The sequence below is a fragment of the Paenibacillus sp. FW126-R14 genome, assembly GCF_058789495.1.
Genome location: NZ_JBYTBS010000015.1, coordinates 54,031 through 69,938 on the forward strand (window position 1 = coordinate 54,031; position 15,908 = coordinate 69,938).

The window sequence follows — 15,908 nt, forward strand, 5'->3', positions numbered from 1 at the left end:
TCCACACTTATCATCTTGTCCGTTTGGACATGTACTCTCTAGGCGTCATCCCAAACTTGGCTTTAAACAGTTTATAGAAATAACTTTCGTTCTCCACGCCGACTCGCTGCATAATCTCTTGGATGCTTAGCTTGGAATTCTCCATCCATTCCACCGCTTTATGAAGCTTGACCTGATTAATATACTCCGGTATCGACATTCCCAGATGTATCTTAGATATTTTACTCAATTTGTAAGCGGGCAATCTCATCATTTCAGAAATGCTTGCTGCCGAGAGCGAGGAATCGAAATAGTTGGAGTCAATGATTTCTTTGACCGTATCGGCTATAACCTGGTTGCCTTGGATTGCTTTTTCCTCGCCCTCGCTGTGGATGGATCTAACCGCTTCCAGAAGAAGCTGCTCGAATTGCTCGATCGTTTCCTCCTCATACAACTCCCGGCTCATGAGCTTGGCAGGGACGGCAATCGGTTCCTTGCTCGTACGATTCATTTCAAAAATTGTCTTCTTCAGCTGGTAAACGACCTGCATGCTCACTAACATAATGCTGCCATAGTCCAGCTTGCGGATCTGTTGAAAAACATCGCGAAGCCTTTCCTCCGTTTTGACCGCATTCCCCTTGGGAACAGCTTCAATAAACTTGCTTACCATTCCCCACACCTGCTCCATGTCTGCGCTTCCCGTATTGTCGTCGATAAGAGCTTGCGTAATCACCGACTTCGTCCCGAACACATAGCGGTATGAGCTGTTGGCTAAGGTGCTGTTATAGGAGGCGGCAATCGCTGTATATTCCATAATCGGATTACTTACCGTCGCCGAAAAGGACACATGGTAATGCTTCTGAATATAGCTTTGTGCTTCCGCAAGCGCTTGCCCCACGATGTCCACGGATTCGGCTTGGCCGCCGTCTGCCGTGTTCAATACAATCGTGAAAGAGTCGTCTTTCATGTCCACCGTTTGCGCCACACACGTTTTCGATAAGGCATCAGTTGTTATATTCGCAATGGCAAAACGCAGCAGCTCCCTCTCCGCCAAGCTTTTATGGCTCAGAAAGCGCTTATACTCATCGATGCGAAGAACACAGATGATGAATGGTTGATTTCGGGACAAAGAGACGTTCAACATTTTAAGCACATCTTCAAATTCGGAGACGTTCATGCTGTAGCTGTCCGAGATCAGCTTTTTCAAAAAGTAAATCTTCATGATGCTCGTATTGTTGTTTTTTTCGAGATGGTATTCATATAGCTGTTCTCTCGACTTCCGGTACACCTCGGTCAAATAGGAAAACTCATCCTTCAAGCCTGGCTCCAAGGATCCATCTTTTACCGCGCCGCCCCATGAGGTTTGTTCCATCAGCCTTCTCACTGGCTTGTAGATGCCTTGGGATGCCGACAGCGTTAAGAGCAGCGCTCCGACAAACACAGCAGCCGTGATGAGCAGAATCGTATCCATGAGCTGTTTCAAATTTGCATACACTTCTTTGTATGGTTTCGCTTCCAAAAGGGTCCAACCCGTATTTTCCAAATAAATATAGGAAACGATGAACTTCTCGCCGTTGATTGGGGACGAAAAAAATCCGGCAGGCTCCCCCGCGTGAACCCGGTCTTGAGAAACCTTCATTTCGTAGGCTTGTTTAATCGTGGCCGCAAATGCATTTTCAGCGATCGAACGGTTTGGATCCGTTTCCATAAATTTGTGATGATCGTCTAAAATATATAAATCGCTTTGCGTTCGCGAATCAAACTGGTTAATCGTTCGAATATTGTCCACGAGCCAATCCAACTTCACGTTGAGAATGATGGCACCGTCCATGACGCCTCCTTCATCCACATTCTCGAACATGACGTAACTTAGCACGGTTTCGTATGTAGGGTTTTCCATGCTGCCGCCCGTTTGCATGTTTCGCACAATAGCTTTTAACGGAGTGACAGGCGGGTCCGCCGAAAGAACTTTGTCCAACTCTTCATCTTTATGGTACAAATCACCGAAGGTCGAGTAATACATCTTCTTATGATTGTTATAGACATAAATGGATTGAATAAACGGATAATTGGCGACGATGTTCGCGTTCAATTTATTAATTGTATTCATATGTACGTACGTCTCTTCATCGTTCAAATACATGAGAGCCTTCACATCATTGCTGCCATATGTAGAAAAGGTCAGCTTGCGGATCATCGTATCCAAATAATCAATATTGAACTTCATTTGTGACAGCACTTTTTGGCTGCTTTCATATTCGCTTTGGAAAACATTTTTCTCCACATTCACATAAATAAGGCTGGAAAATGAAAGTAAGCTGAGCAGGATAATGCAGTTGATCCATAAAAAAATGCGCAGCAAATACTTTTTCTCCTGAACGATTCGCCAAATTTTCATGCCGGTTCCCCCCTGCCTCATTTACTACCCCATGAACGATTTTATCTTATAATAACGCTTACAAATGAACAACGAACGAAAACAGCACACTGCAAGGTCGCTTGCCTAGCATAACAATAAACCGCAATTCCGTATACTGCTGCTTTTTGCTCCCTCACAAAAACACTGTACTTTCCGAAAAAACCGTCTTAAAGTCCCTTGGAAACGAAAAAGAAGGAGCTGCGGCTAAGCGCACTCCTTCATAATCTTTCTCCTCGTTCATCAATGCATCGCATTCATCGTCGCATGCTTAACGATGACACGCCGGATGAAGAACGCAATGGCCAGCCCGATGAGCGACACGATCGTCGCGAACACGAACACGTTCTGAGAACCGAGCATCATCGCTTTGGCCATCTCGACCGGTTCGCTCGGCACCGAAGAACTGGTCAAATACTTCTCCATGCCTTTTGTAAGGATGGAGATGGCAACTGCCGTGCCGATCGCGCCTGCGACCTGCTGCAGCGTGTTCATCACTGCTGTTCCGTGGGGGTAAAGCTCCGGCGGCAGTTGGTTAAGTCCGTTCGTCTGCGCCGGCATCCATATCATGGAAATACCAATCATGAGTCCAATATGCAAGGCCACGATAAAGGCTACCGAAGATGCAACGGTAATGCCGGAGAAAAACCATAGCATCACGGCTACGATAACGAGGCCAGGAATAACAAGCCATTTAGGGCCATACTTATCGAACAGGCGTCCCATGCGCGGCGACAAAATACCGTTCAACGCGCTGCCCGGCAGCATCATTAGACCGGTAGCGAACGCGGATAATTTCATCCCGTTTTGCAGATACATCGGTAAAATAATCATGCTCGATAAGATGATCATCATACACGTCAGCACAAGTAGCAGCCCCACAATAAACATTGGGTACTTGAAGACGCGCAAGTTCATCATCGGCTCGCGCATTGACATCTGGCGCAGCGCGAACAATACAAGTGCGATAAGGCCGATAACAATCGATGCGAGCACGATCGAGCTAGACCAGCCTCCCTGCCCTTCTCCCGCCTTACTGAAACCGAAAACAACGCCGCCGAAGCCGATTGATGACAAAATAATAGACAATGGATCAATGCGGGGTCTTGTGACCTCGGTAACGTTTTCCAGGTATTTCAATCCGATGAACAACCCTATGACCAAGAATGGAAGGGACAACCAGAAAATGTAGTGCCATGTTAAATATTCGATTAAAAGACCCGCTACCGTCGGGCCCGTCGCCGGTGCGAACATGATGACCAGACCAACGAAGCCCATCGCTGCCCCGCGCTTCTCCGGAGGATAAACGACGAGAATCGTATTGAACATGAGCGGAATCAATAAGCCCATGCCGGCTGCCTGCAGAACGCGGGCGACCATCAGCATTTCGAAATTAAGCGCAAGCGCTGCGATCAATGTCCCAACGATCGAACTTGTAAGCGAAACAATGAAAAGCTGCCTGGTTGTCAACCATTGCAGCAGTAAACCTGTCATCGGCATCAGAATACCGAGTGTCAGCAAAAAGCCTGTCGTTAACCACTGTGCAGTCGCAGCCGAAATCTGAAACACATTCATTAAATTGCTAATTGCAATGTTGAGTGCCGTCTCGCTGAACATGCCTACGAAGCCGCAAATGAGCAGTGATGCCATGATTGCCTTCGTATTGTATTGCTTCATATGAATTTCACTTCCCTCTCCTGAGAACTTTTTGAAAAATTCTCTATCTATATGGCTCCCGCTTTAAAATACAACAGAGTATACATTTATACAAGACCGAAAATAAATGAAATTATTCTCTACCTTTCAGCGGCCGCAGAAAAAAAGATTTCTTAGTTGCCCGGCCCACGGGGACATGCTGCAAGGACGGTGCTGGAAAGTACTGGCGTTCTCTCCGCTACTCCTTCGGAGTGAGAGGCGGTATAATGGTCCTATAAGCACAAGGTTTCCGGAAAGTCATCCGGGAGGCAGAGTAGAAGGGAGAATGCGGCATGGATATAAATGAGCTTATGGCGATATGGAATCACGCGACTGCCAAAGTCATAGATATTCGTCGCAACACGATCAGGGCTGGCGAAGCTATACGCGGCTATTATGTGCCCTCGAGCCTGTTTGTCATGACGATTCGCGGCAATGCAGCAGCTAATCTGGGGCAGGCATTTTATCGCATGGAGCGCTTTACCGTGCTGCATGCAAGTAAAGGCGCTGTGCTAGACATTGTTCCGGGCAGCGAAGGACTGGATTATTATAGCGTATATTATAAAGCCAGTATTCATTCTCCACTGCCTTCAGAGGAGCTTGCCGCCCGCTCCTTCGATTCATATAGCATAACGCCGGACAATCCGGTGCCGCTGTATCGAATATTGTGCGAAATGTTTAAGGATTGGGAGAAACAGCAGCCGCTTGTTTCTTTGCGCGTTCGCACTTTGCTCTACCAGTTTGTGCATGAGCTGCTTCATCAAATGCAGAGGCAGGATGCAGGCTCTGCGAAGCGCGATCTGACCGCTCAGGTCGCCGCCATCATTCATGAACATTATGCAGAATCCATAACGCTGGAGTCATTGTCGGAAAGTCTGAACTATAGTGTCCCGCATTTGTCCTCCTACTTCAAAATCCGTACCGGGCTTAGTCCGATTGACTACTTAATTAAGGTGCGCATCGATAAGGCAGCGGCTCTGCTACTAGAAACGGATGCTACTCTGAAGGAAATTGCGGTTGGCGTCGGCTATCAAGACCCGAGCTATTTGAGCAGAATGTTCAAGAAGCACAAAGGCCTTCCCCCAATACGTTACAGAGAAGTGCATGCCAAAAAGAAGAGACTAGAAGATTGTCCTAGCATAACCATAGAATCCTCCATTGTCCCCCCGGAACCAGTTAACTATACTAATGATACTGATAATGATTATCAGTATTATCGTGACGGAGAGGGAGATTTATTCATGTTTAAATATTCAAGGACAGCGCTGGCATCGGCATTGCTTCTGAGTTTCATTCTGATTCTGAGCGCATGCGGTGCGAACGGTAACACGGAGAAACCTGCATCACAGCAAAGTCCAAGCGACACGCCGGCTGCTTCCGAGCAGAAGCAGACCAAAATCGTTAAAACAGTTAACGGTGACGTGGAAGTGCCTGTACACCCTAAACGAATTGTTGCAGGCGAATATCTTGGGAGTCTGATTGCGCTGGGGATAATGCCTATCGGTACCTCGGATCATCATATTAAAAACCCTTATTTTCGGCAATATTTGAAAAACGTTGAGAATATCGGGGAAGGAAATGGCAACGTTGAGAAGATTTTGGCGCTTCAACCGGATTTAATCATTATGGACGATTTCTATCCCGAGCTGAATGAGAAGATGTCCAAAATTGCTCCTACTGTCGTTGTTCCTTACGCTTCGCTCAAAACGGTGCACGAAGAACTGGCTTATTTCGGAAATCTGCTTGGCCAAGAAGACCAAGCGAAAGCCTGGCTCGCCGACTATGACAGCCGTGTCGCTACTGCGAAGGATAAGGTGTTGAAGGTTATACCTGCGGACAGCACCTTTTCGGTGATCGAACTGGGCAGCGATAAAAGCATCATGGCCGTCGGAACCGACTATGGAAAAGGCGGTCAGCCGATATACAATGGATTCGGCTTCAAGCCGCCTGCGAAGAGCGCTGCCGAAATGGCCAATCCCGGCTGGGCCTCATTTTCTGCTGAAGTATTGCCAGACTACGCAGGAGACTATATTATTCTGACCTCCGATTCAGAAACGCTTGCCGATCTCAAAAAGTACCCAATCTGGGGCTCGCTGCCGGCAGTCAAAAATGATCATGTGTTCCTATGGAAAAGCGATCGTTCCGGTTACTGGGACCCGATAGCGATTCTAAGCCAAACCGAAGAGTTGGCTGCTTGGCTGACAAGCCTCGATGTAGATTGAAAGTCAACCGCAGAAAAAAAGAAGACGGCATCTCTGCCGCCTTCCTCTAAATCCGACCCTTATGAAATTTGATCAAGGATTTGTCTAGCCACTGCAGCCAAGTCATCGATGTCCACTTTGCCGTCGTTATTGACATCCGCTTTCTTGTACAGCTCCCAATCCGGATCAGCCGATGTTTTGCCGTAAGCGGCAGCCACGATAGCCAAATCGCCGATCGTAAACTTGCCATCATCGTTCAGATCGCCAGGAGTAGACACATTCACGGAAGCAATAAAGGCTTGCAGAGCCGCATTCAAATTGGATACAGCTTGTTGAATCTGCGACTGGCTAACACCAGAGTTGTTAAGCACCAGCGTGGCTGCATCGATTGCAGCTTGTAAAGTTGCTTTGGAACCAGCTGGATACTGACCTGTTCTCGTACCTTCCACCGCAGCATCATGCTTACTTTGCGCATCTGCGATCAAAGAAATGAGAGCCGCTTTATCTACAACTGTAATTTGGAAATTGTGGGAAGCAGCGTTCAAATTCAGCTCCACACCTTGCGCATCCGCTGAGATTGCATTCGCTGTGATCACTGAGCTTGCAGTTGCCACAGGCGATTTAGCTTTCCAGTGGAATTTAATGAAATCGCCATTGGCCTGATGATTCGTTCCGAGTTGGGCAGCAATTACGCGTATTTTTCCTTGTTTTTTGCCAGTTTCCAGTATTTTAAAATCTTCCGACAGCGACTCAGCCGATACAAATTCAACGAATTCAGGATCGTAAGTGACAGTAATATCTTGCGCGTAAACGTCTTGGCTCACCTTGCCCAAGCCATAGGTCAAGTCAAAGGACTGACCAGGCTGCACATCTTGATCACCGCTTAATACCACGGAGTTCACAGGAGTTTCTTGAAGATTGAATGCACCCGTTTGCCGGATATCTCTGGAGGAACTGCCGACCAGAATGTCATATTTGCCAGGCTCAGCAACCCAATCATGGGATGCGGTATCGTAGTATGCAAATGACCGTTTATCCAAGGTGAAAGTTGCCGTTTTCGTTTCTCCAGGCAGTAAAGACAGCTTCTCATAACCTTTCAGTTCTTTTTCCGGACGGTTAATTTGGGAATGTCCGTCATGAACATACAATTGAACGACTTCACTGCCTTTGACACTGCCTTTATTCGTTACATCCACGGAAACCGTTTGATTTTTTGAATTGATGCGTAAGTTCGAATAGTCAAAAGTCGTATAAGAAAGTCCATAACCGAATGGATATTGAGGCTCCTTATTCGACGTGTTGACACTCGACGTGTCATAATAACGATATCCTACGTAAATATCGTCGGAGTAATTGACCACCCCGCCTGTTCCTGGGAACATAACGTTAGCCGCTGCCGAGCCAACCGCATTATTCGTATTGCCAAAGTTGACCGTAGGGATATCTTCTAATTTTTTCGGGAACGTGACAGGAAGTTTTCCTGAAGGATTGACGGCTCCTTTCAAAATGTCGACAATCGCATTGCCTGCTTGCTGTCCTGGCAGCCATGCTACTAGAATAGCATCGACTTTATCTTTCCAATCATCTACGATTAATGGTTGGCTGATATCCAGTACAGCGACAACCTTTTTATTTTGAGCGTGAAAGGCATTGGAAACATTATCGATAAAAGTTAATTCCGCAGCCGTAGTATTGATATTGGTAGCCGTGTTATCGGTACCTTCCCCACCATCTCTACCCATGACAATGACACCGATATCAGAGCGAGACGCTAGCGAATCAGCCTCTTGTGCCGTCAACGACTGCGTTAAGTTTGCTGTATTGTCTGCATTGGTATAGATCGGCGTATAGCCTGCGTTAGTCAGACCTTCTGGAAGCTGCACCACGTAACTTGCACTCTCAGGAGCTACATAACCACTTCCTGTTCCCGCCGTATACATGGTAACTGCGGCATTGGCGGTGCTGCAAACGCCTAAGCTTTGGAAGCAGCTGCTGGAAGACTGGTTAGTCCCGATAATCCCCACCTTCTGGATATCCTGCTTAAACGGCAGCGTATTCGCATTGTTTTTCAATAGAACCATACCTTCAGAAGCAGACTTACGGGCGAGCTCCTGATGGGCTGCATATAAGGCTGGATCCGCTGTTCTTAGCACACCTTTGTTGGCAGCATAACCAGCGTATTCCCCTTTAAATCTAGGCGATTTAATAACCGTGCTTAACACATGCCGAACAGCATCATCTAAGTAGGATGGATCGAGCGTTCCATTATTTAATGCGGTATTTATCGTAGTTGTGCTAGTGCTTGGCATCCCCAGATCACTTCCGGCTTTCAACATGTCGACCGCTGTGTGTACTCCGCCCCAGTCTGACATAACTAATCCTTTGTAGCCCCATTCGCCTCTTAGGATATCGCCAACAATCGTCTTGTTCTCGGACATCCATGTACCGTTCACTTTGTTGTACGAAGTCATAACCGACCATGGATCAGCTTCTTTCACGCCCATCTCGAAAGCGGACAAATAAATTTCCCGCAAGGCTCTTTCTGAAATCGTCGCGTTAATCGTGCTCCTGTTTGTCTCCTGATTATTTGCTGCAAAATGTTTCAAAGTAACGCCCACGCCCTGCGATTGAACGCCTTTTGTATATTCTACAGTCGATTTTCCAGCCAAATAAGGATCTTCCGAATAATATTCAAAGTTCCTTCCGTTCCTTGGATCCCGCTGGATATTGAGGCCTGGCCCCAGTATTTCATCGACTCCTTGGACTTTCAACTCTTTGCCGATAGCTTCCCCAACTTCGTATATTAAATTTTTGTCAAAGGAAGCTGATAGCGACGTCGGATTAGGGAATTGAGTCGATCTGCCCGCACCAAGTCTGAGACCTGTAGGACCGTCTGCCACTACGACTTGCGTGATGCCTAAAGAAGGAACAGCGGCAGTTGCACCGGCAGCGCCAGTGGCCAAAGATTGTGATGCCCCGCTAATGAGCGATAGTTTTTGAGCCTGTGATAGCGCTTTTATTACTTGATCAATCGACGCCTGATCTTTCAGGATTACTGCGTCGTCCGCCAGAGCAGGCTGCGTTAAGAATGGAGCAAAACCTATAATCCCTGTTAACAGCGTTGTGCTTAATAGTACATTGAATGCTTTTTTCATACGACTTGTTTTCATGTGCAGTCCTCCAAGTAGATGATTTTATAACCAAGTTAAACCCTGATCTGGTAACATTGGGTTAATCTCTTGCCCCCGGGCTTTCAAATCGTTATTGACCACTCACCACCCCCAATCGTGTGTTAGCAGAGCATAGTTTTGTAAGCGATTTCAAATTCGTTAAGAGGCCACGCGTGAAAGTCGATGTTCGTCTCGTTTTGTGATACGAAATGTATCATAACAGACGTAACAACCCGTAGAACATAGATCACCTTCCATATATGCTTATTTTAACTGCTACCTCAACCAATTCCTATCACTATACAGACTTATTCCTTTAACGTTTCCGACTTATTTCGATAAAAATGAAAAAACGCGTATAAAAAAATAACCTAAGCCCGGTATAGGACCGAACTAAAGTTATTTGCATAAACTCAGTATTTATTGTTGAGGAGAACACTATTATAATAAATAGGGGCATAGCCATCCATGGTTTACCAATTCAAAAAGGGGGGAACAACCTTGCAAACTTTTGCTTTTAGCTCCGGTATTATTTTATTATTTTTTCTAATATCCATTGCGTTATTTTTGCTGCATATAGTCTTATGTGTATGGGCATATCGAGATTGCATACGAAGAGGGAAAAGCACGGAATTTGCAATCTTAATCCTGTTAGCCATGTTGTTTTTCCCGATTCTAGGGCTGATCGTTTATCTAATTATTCGTAATGATTAGTTTTGAAATCGTTATCCTCTATTCCAAACCTTAGTCACTTCCATAAGATTTATGCCTTCGAAGCTAAGTTTATAAATGTCAAGCATATCCAACTGTTTCCAAAAGTTATAATCAAACGCAGCATTATAGTGGTTCATCGTTAGCGCCATGAGATTACCATGCGTACCAATGGCTATGTTTTTACCCTCACACAAAATAAATATTAGTCATTGTACACCTGCCTTTCAATTTAGTACGTGATGGCTTATCCTTGACTGACCAAATGTTTTAAATTTTTCACGTAAAGCTCACGAGCGGACCAATGGATGTACTTCTCAGGTACGGCAATTTCACCTATTTGATCTAGTGGGAATGCCTTAGCTCTAAGCATTTCGGCTGTCTCAAGTAAATCGCCTAAGTAATCTTTGGCTTTTGCAAGCCATTCCTTCCCGCCTACGGGTCCATGACCAGGTACAACGTGCTCAATATCCCAAGTATTCAGTTCATCCAGAATGGAGATCCACTTTCGAATGTCCCCGTCCACAATCAACATGTGATTATTGACGGCTACCAAGTCCCCTATGTAACAAACTTTCGCATCAGGCACATACAGAAAGGAATCAGAAGCGGTATGGCCGCCGCCAAGAGTATGGCATACCACCGTTCGACTCGTTCCTTTCACACACCACTCCGATTCAAAGACTTCATTGGGTAGAACTAATTCCAGAGAAGGCAGAGATAGTTGAATTTCTTTTAAAATGGAGATTTGTACTGCCAGCTGCAACTTCTGTTTTTCTTCAACAGTTGACTCCCTTTGTTCCTCAAGCTTTTGAATGTAGTTGCCTAATCCCTCAAGTCCAGAACGCTGTTCCCTAATTCTAGCAGGATGCTTCTCCTGCATGATGATTTTTGTCTGCCCGGTTGCCACAATAGATACGTCTCGAAACGCTTGGTTTCCGCGAATATGATCTCCGTGCCAGTGACTGTTAATGAGATGAGATACAGGCTTCCCGGTGAGTTCCCCGATTACGTTTCGAAGCTCCGCTGCAGCCTGTTGCGTGTTAAACGAGTCAAAAACTAGAATGGATTCTCCCAAGTCAATAAATCCGGCATTTGCCATTGCACCAGTACCTTCGTTTGCTATTGCAGCATAAACCCCTGGAGTAATCTGCATTACCTCAAAGTGCCTAGTATTGAGAACCAATTTTTCAAAATCCATTTCAGTCACATCTCCTTTTTTTATAGAAGTTTACGTATCTGTGGCCCCGTACCCGAATACTTTTCTTGATATTGGAAAATTCTAATAGCGATGAAAGGAGGTACATACATGGTTGAGTACACGAACATTCAAGACAACTCCGAAGAAATAATGAACTGTATCGTTAACTGCGATACCGAGCAAGATGCGGAACACAACGATAAAAACCTAGTGAACAGCATGCCAGACGAAGAAGAATATATGGATGAACCGTAACATTCCACAGGCTGGGACCATAAACCAATGTTCCTGGCTTTTGCTATTTATTCAACTTTTTAGTCAAAATGATTTCCAAGGGCTCATCTTCGAGCAAAAGACATCCTGAATCCCGATAACCTATTTTTCTGTAAAAGTGCTGTGCTTCTTCATTTGCAAGCGTCGAGGTCATAACCAAATGAAAACCCTTTTCTTTCATTTTTTCTTCCCAAAAAAGGATGACTTGCTTCCCTAACCCCTGGCGTCGATATTGTTCGTCGATCCAAATCATATTCATGAACGGCGTATTGTCCCAGAAATAACCGTACCTCATAAATCCGATATTATTCTCATCTTCGTCCCGCAAAATATAGATCTCATTGGCATTAATTTTTTGTAAAATTAAACTCTGTAAAATATGGTGGTCATGCTCTTGTATATAGCCATAGTCTAAATGAGTTGCAAGAGCAATTTTCATCACTTTTCCTCCTGTGTAAAGCCTCGATTAAAAGGCATATCCATATTTTAACACGACTCGCAGAATCCATAATACTCTAGTCTATTACATTTAACGACATCAATTTGCCGTCTGCCTTAGATTCGGTATAAGTAATAGGCAGCATGCCGTCCGGGAACGGTACCTCGAGGCGGTAAACACCGACCTTTTCATCGCTTTTATCCGATAATTCCTTGGCTTCATAACCGCCTTGAATGCCAGCCTTTGTTAGTAGCTCTAGGGTTTTCTGCAAGCTTGCACCTTTATATTTGTCATGCAAATTGTTTGACCACGTCAGCTCATCCCAATCAGGAGCTTTCACGCTTATGCCAGCCTGCCGCATCGTCTCCAGCAAATTGGCGACCATGCGCCCATCTCCTTCCTGCATGGCACAAGCAAGCGCTAGGTAAGCTCGGTCAGTCGTAGGAAAGTAATTCGTTTTATTTTTGGCTGCCAGCAATTCTAATAGATTCTCCGTATTCTGTTCTGCGGTGAACCAATACGTATGGAAATCCATCGGATTCGTTCGGCTTGTGCCCGGGATCAAGTACCGCCCGTCATCCGAAACACGGAATACCTGTGTGATATCAAAACGTGCTGGGTATTGCATGGCAAAAATCTGACTGCCGTCTCCGCTAACCATCATTTGAATGGACAATGGCTCACGCGGCCGCTCATCCCCCGGCAGGATCGAGGCAGAACCACGCATGCTGGAGTAGTAGTAGCTGCCATTGGCGGCTGTTTCCCGGACAAGTCTGTATATCAACCGGCTTTTGTGCATGATCGGCTTTACGTCGATTTGGGTTGAATGCCCATTTACAGTGCGAATTTCCTCATTCACCTGCCATGTAATGTCGGCTATTCCACGCAGTTCGTCAGGCTTCTTCTCTCCGGACAAGTCCGGAAGGCTTATTGCAATGCTGTAATCACTTGTCTGCCACTCGTAAGCTGTATAGTTCTGCTTTGACGCATGGAATACGTCGGAGAAATTCGTCAAATAGGAAATACCATTGAGCTGCTTTTTACTACCGAATTCAAACGCACTTAAGTGCTTTCCGGAAGCTGCAAAAATCCCCGCCACAACTAGCACCGGCACGAGCGCCACAAATATTGCGTTATACGCGCGGACCTCCCAAAAAGGCTGATCCGGAGTCTGTTCGCCGTCCAGCGTTAACTTCACTGCCAGTTTCCTCATTAGCTCGCTAATCAGCAGGGTTCCAATGCATGCGTAAGCGAGCAGCGGCACCGCGTAGCCCCACGGAGGCGGCAGAGATCGGAATAAGCTGACAATGAACGTGCAAAGCATTGCAAACAGCGCAAGCGGCAGCAATGTGCCGAAATAGCGCCGAAACATGCGTGGCGCCTTCGCCAGCGCTTCGCTAAAGGTAATATTTTGGAGGACAATCAAATACGGCGTAAGCGAGTAAAACATCAAAGCAACCATCAAGATGAGCCCAACCGGAAAAAAAGCTGCAGCAAGGAAAACCATTAACGCGCCAATCACGCTTTGAAAAAGAGACCATGCAATCATATCGCCGAAATACCTGCGTCCGCATGCGATCAGAGGGACTGCCTTACGGTTCAGAACCCAACCTTTCAAACCCCCGAGGTACATGCCCCGGACAAAACTTTGCACCCCCATTACAGCCGCAGATACAAGAAATGCCGCGATTCCCCATGCCGGAGCCCCGGCCTGAAGATACGTGTACGGGATTTTCAAATCTGCAAGAGACGGCATATATAAAGGAATCGTTGCATTAAACCCGGCTGTCTGCACAGCTGCACCAGTTGTCGTTACCAATGACTGAGAATATGGAAATATGGAAAATCCAAAATAAATGCCAAGTCCGACTACAGTCGTAATGAATACTTCAAACACCATCACCAAAACAATTAATCGTGTATAGGCCATTTTTACCTCCTTACAAGTCATCTCTCCCAATATTTGACGCATTTGGAGAGTGATTGTTCCGTTAGCCTGGGGATCGTTTAATCGTGTTTTTAACAACAGCTTTTATTTAAAACATAGAAAAAAACCGCGATTTACGCGGTTTTTAATGAGATCATGCTCTTGTCGCCTATTTTTATTCATATTCATCGGATTTTCTTCTCTCCCGGCGTAAGAGGAATAATAAGAAACCGAGCCCCACCGTAGCGAACACGGCGAATATACAGCCGAATATTAACATGAAAAAGTCCATATCCATGATTTTTACCACCTGATGATTTTGACCTGGAATTTCCAAATGTATGTTACCACTAAATTTAAAGCATGGCAACTTGGGGCATTTAGAAGGCCGCTCAGTACAATGGTTATTTCAAGGGCCATCATGACGGTGCTTTCGATAATGCGGGGAAATTCCCGGCAGTGAGGTCACTGAAGAGTCCCTTTAAGTAAAAAAGGTACAGCCCTCTCAAAAAATTGAGAATGCTGTACCTTTGATCCAAAGACGCTTTATTGCGGCGTGTAGCCTGAGTTTAGAAGCAGTTCGTACGGAACACTCGGATCTGTTCCAGAATACGTATAGCTTCTCGTGGTGACGGTTACTTTTGCCCCAGCAGGAACATACAACTGCCAGTTTTCACGGCCATTTGCACTCCAAAGTCGAGTTGAAGCACCCGGAGCGCTTCCACCAGAAATACCTACGGAATTAATACCATAATTTAAAGTCGTGTAGTTTGGCTGCCAGAAATACAAAAATACCGTTCTAGCTGAACCTGTATCGTTTGTCCATTGGAAATAATCGATATCATTAAAACTAGAGAAAGTACCAGTGAAATAATCTCCTACTCCATAAAAAATATTAGGGTTACTCGCACTGTCTTCTTCCGGCATGGCAGGTCTTGCAAATGCAGATGAGGTGAGTGACATAAATACTGCGAATGCTGCCAGGACTGTTACTACTTTTCTTTTCATTGATGGTTCCTCCTAAAATATAATATAAATTCCACTACATAATAGTAGACACTACTATATGATTATTTGTTACAAGAATTGGAAAAATATTTTTCAAATGTTTTCCATCGTCTGTTTCAAAGTCCTCTTTTTTAGTTGTTACATTTATCTCTGTCGCAATATGCTGCAATTTTGAGTAATGTTAAAGTTGTCTTCTGAAATGAAAGTTTCGCCGCTTGTAAAGTTTTAGCGGTGATATACATTGTTAGCGCTACAGCAGCAACAAAAAGAAAACCACCCTACGGGTGGTTAGTCGCAAGGTGGAGTAATCTGCCTACTCAGTTCGTAGTTCTTCAATAAACTTAGAGAAACTCTCTGAGATAAGTACTAAATGATCATAGGTTGGTGTATCACTATCATCATTCATGTAATCCCAGTAGTAAATAAATCCATTATCATTGCCTTCTACCGAAATGCACAGTAAATTTCTAAGAGGGTCTTCTCCAAATGTAATTATATTGGATGGAAGGTTTCCTTCTTCTTTGTGAAAAAACAGAAAATTTCCAACTAAGCTAGGCACTTCCCTGTCAAATAAAGGAAGAACAAAAATGAGATAGCTTGTTAAAAATCCATTTTTAGTAGTGAACATCACATTAGGTCTTGGTTTCCCACCATTGTACTTTAATAAAAAATCCTTGTAATCATTTGGTAGTATAAACCCATATCTCTTCTCTACTTCTTGAATAGCTTCTAAAGATATAGGGGCAAAAGTATTGTCCATTTCAAAATGCATTTTGAGCACCTTTTTTCTTTACTAATAGTTCTATCATCTTCAAAAATATCTGTAAAAGAACTTAGAGATGAATAATTGTTGAAATCCCATCTGTCAAACATTCCCCATGATACGAG

The 15,908-nt window shown here is 45.0% G+C and carries 11 protein-coding genes; 3 read left to right on the top strand and 8 right to left on the bottom strand.

The window, feature by feature from the left end:
- Positions 1–10 precede the first annotated feature (10 nt).
- Entirely contained in the window at positions 11–2,377 is a 2,367-nt protein-coding gene (locus AC3WRW_RS12350) for a helix-turn-helix domain-containing protein (protein ID WP_492546618.1), read from the bottom strand.
- Positions 2,378–2,638: 261 nt separating this feature from the next.
- Positions 2,639–4,072 (bottom strand): DHA2 family efflux MFS transporter permease subunit, encoded by a 1,434-nt coding sequence (locus AC3WRW_RS12355; RefSeq protein ID WP_492546619.1) that lies wholly within the window; start codon positions 4,070–4,072, stop codon positions 2,639–2,641.
- A gap of 311 nt (positions 4,073–4,383) precedes the next feature.
- On the opposite strand from AC3WRW_RS12355, the gene AC3WRW_RS12360 reads away from it, so the two are divergent.
- Positions 4,384–6,312 (top strand): AraC family transcriptional regulator, encoded by a 1,929-nt coding sequence (locus AC3WRW_RS12360; RefSeq protein ID WP_492546620.1) that lies wholly within the window; start codon positions 4,384–4,386, stop codon positions 6,310–6,312.
- Positions 6,313–6,371: 59 nt separating this feature from the next.
- Here the strand turns inward: AC3WRW_RS12360 and AC3WRW_RS12365 are convergent, their stop codons facing one another.
- Positions 6,372–9,461, bottom strand: a complete 3,090-nt coding sequence (locus AC3WRW_RS12365; RefSeq protein ID WP_492546621.1) for a glycoside hydrolase family 3 C-terminal domain-containing protein — start codon at positions 9,459–9,461, stop codon at positions 6,372–6,374.
- Between the two features lie 468 nt (positions 9,462–9,929).
- Here AC3WRW_RS12365 and AC3WRW_RS12370 point away from each other — a divergent pair, with 468 nt between their 5' ends.
- Complete coding sequence (locus AC3WRW_RS12370) at positions 9,930–10,175, top strand: PLDc N-terminal domain-containing protein (protein ID WP_492546622.1); 246 nt, start codon at positions 9,930–9,932, stop codon at positions 10,173–10,175.
- A gap of 244 nt (positions 10,176–10,419) precedes the next feature.
- Here AC3WRW_RS12370 and AC3WRW_RS12375 read toward each other — a convergent pair whose 3' ends face one another.
- Positions 10,420–11,373: an MBL fold metallo-hydrolase gene (locus AC3WRW_RS12375; protein ID WP_492546623.1), complete on the bottom strand. Its 954-nt coding sequence runs from the start codon at positions 11,371–11,373 to the stop codon at positions 10,420–10,422.
- Between the two features lie 108 nt (positions 11,374–11,481).
- Between AC3WRW_RS12375 and AC3WRW_RS12380 the strand changes: the two genes are divergently transcribed.
- Complete coding sequence (locus AC3WRW_RS12380; RefSeq protein ID WP_492546624.1) at positions 11,482–11,628, top strand: hypothetical protein; 147 nt, start codon at positions 11,482–11,484, stop codon at positions 11,626–11,628.
- A gap of 43 nt (positions 11,629–11,671) precedes the next feature.
- Here AC3WRW_RS12380 and AC3WRW_RS12385 read toward each other — a convergent pair whose 3' ends face one another.
- From AC3WRW_RS12385 to AC3WRW_RS12400, 4 genes are all read right to left on the bottom strand, one after another.
- On the bottom strand, positions 11,672–12,085 hold the full coding sequence (locus AC3WRW_RS12385) for a GNAT family N-acetyltransferase (protein WP_492546625.1): 414 nt from the start codon (positions 12,083–12,085) through the stop codon (positions 11,672–11,674).
- Positions 12,086–12,161: 76 nt separating this feature from the next.
- A complete protein-coding gene (locus AC3WRW_RS12390; RefSeq protein WP_492546626.1) occupies positions 12,162–14,015 on the bottom strand; it encodes a hypothetical protein in 1,854 nt (617 codons plus the stop codon).
- 543 nt (positions 14,016–14,558) lie between these two features.
- The gene (locus AC3WRW_RS12395) at positions 14,559–15,020 is read right to left on the bottom strand and encodes a hypothetical protein (RefSeq protein WP_492546627.1); all 462 of its coding nucleotides are present in this window, start codon (positions 15,018–15,020) and stop codon (positions 14,559–14,561) included.
- 313 nt (positions 15,021–15,333) lie between these two features.
- Entirely contained in the window at positions 15,334–15,792 is a 459-nt protein-coding gene (locus AC3WRW_RS12400) for an SMI1/KNR4 family protein (protein WP_492546628.1), read from the bottom strand.
- Between the last annotated feature and the right edge of the window lie 116 nt (positions 15,793–15,908).

Coding starts and splice junctions, on each gene's coding strand:
- AC3WRW_RS12385 (WP_492546625.1), bottom strand. CDS start 12,085: ATGAAAATTGCTCTTGCAACTCATTTAGACTATGGCTATATACAAGAG.
- AC3WRW_RS12380 (WP_492546624.1), top strand. CDS start 11,482: ATGGTTGAGTACACGAACATTCAAGACAACTCCGAAGAAATAATGAAC.
- AC3WRW_RS12400 (WP_492546628.1), bottom strand. CDS start 15,792: ATGCATTTTGAAATGGACAATACTTTTGCCCCTATATCTTTAGAAGCT.
- AC3WRW_RS12375 (WP_492546623.1), bottom strand. CDS start 11,373: ATGGATTTTGAAAAATTGGTTCTCAATACTAGGCACTTTGAGGTAATG.
- AC3WRW_RS12395 (WP_492546627.1), bottom strand. CDS start 15,020: ATGAAAAGAAAAGTAGTAACAGTCCTGGCAGCATTCGCAGTATTTATG.
- AC3WRW_RS12365 (WP_492546621.1), bottom strand. CDS start 9,461: ATGAAAACAAGTCGTATGAAAAAAGCATTCAATGTACTATTAAGCACA.
- AC3WRW_RS12370 (WP_492546622.1), top strand. CDS start 9,930: ATGGTTTACCAATTCAAAAAGGGGGGAACAACCTTGCAAACTTTTGCT.
- AC3WRW_RS12350 (WP_492546618.1), bottom strand. CDS start 2,377: ATGAAAATTTGGCGAATCGTTCAGGAGAAAAAGTATTTGCTGCGCATT.
- AC3WRW_RS12355 (WP_492546619.1), bottom strand. CDS start 4,072: ATGAAGCAATACAATACGAAGGCAATCATGGCATCACTGCTCATTTGC.
- AC3WRW_RS12390 (WP_492546626.1), bottom strand. CDS start 14,015: ATGGCCTATACACGATTAATTGTTTTGGTGATGGTGTTTGAAGTATTC.
- AC3WRW_RS12360 (WP_492546620.1), top strand. CDS start 4,384: ATGGATATAAATGAGCTTATGGCGATATGGAATCACGCGACTGCCAAA.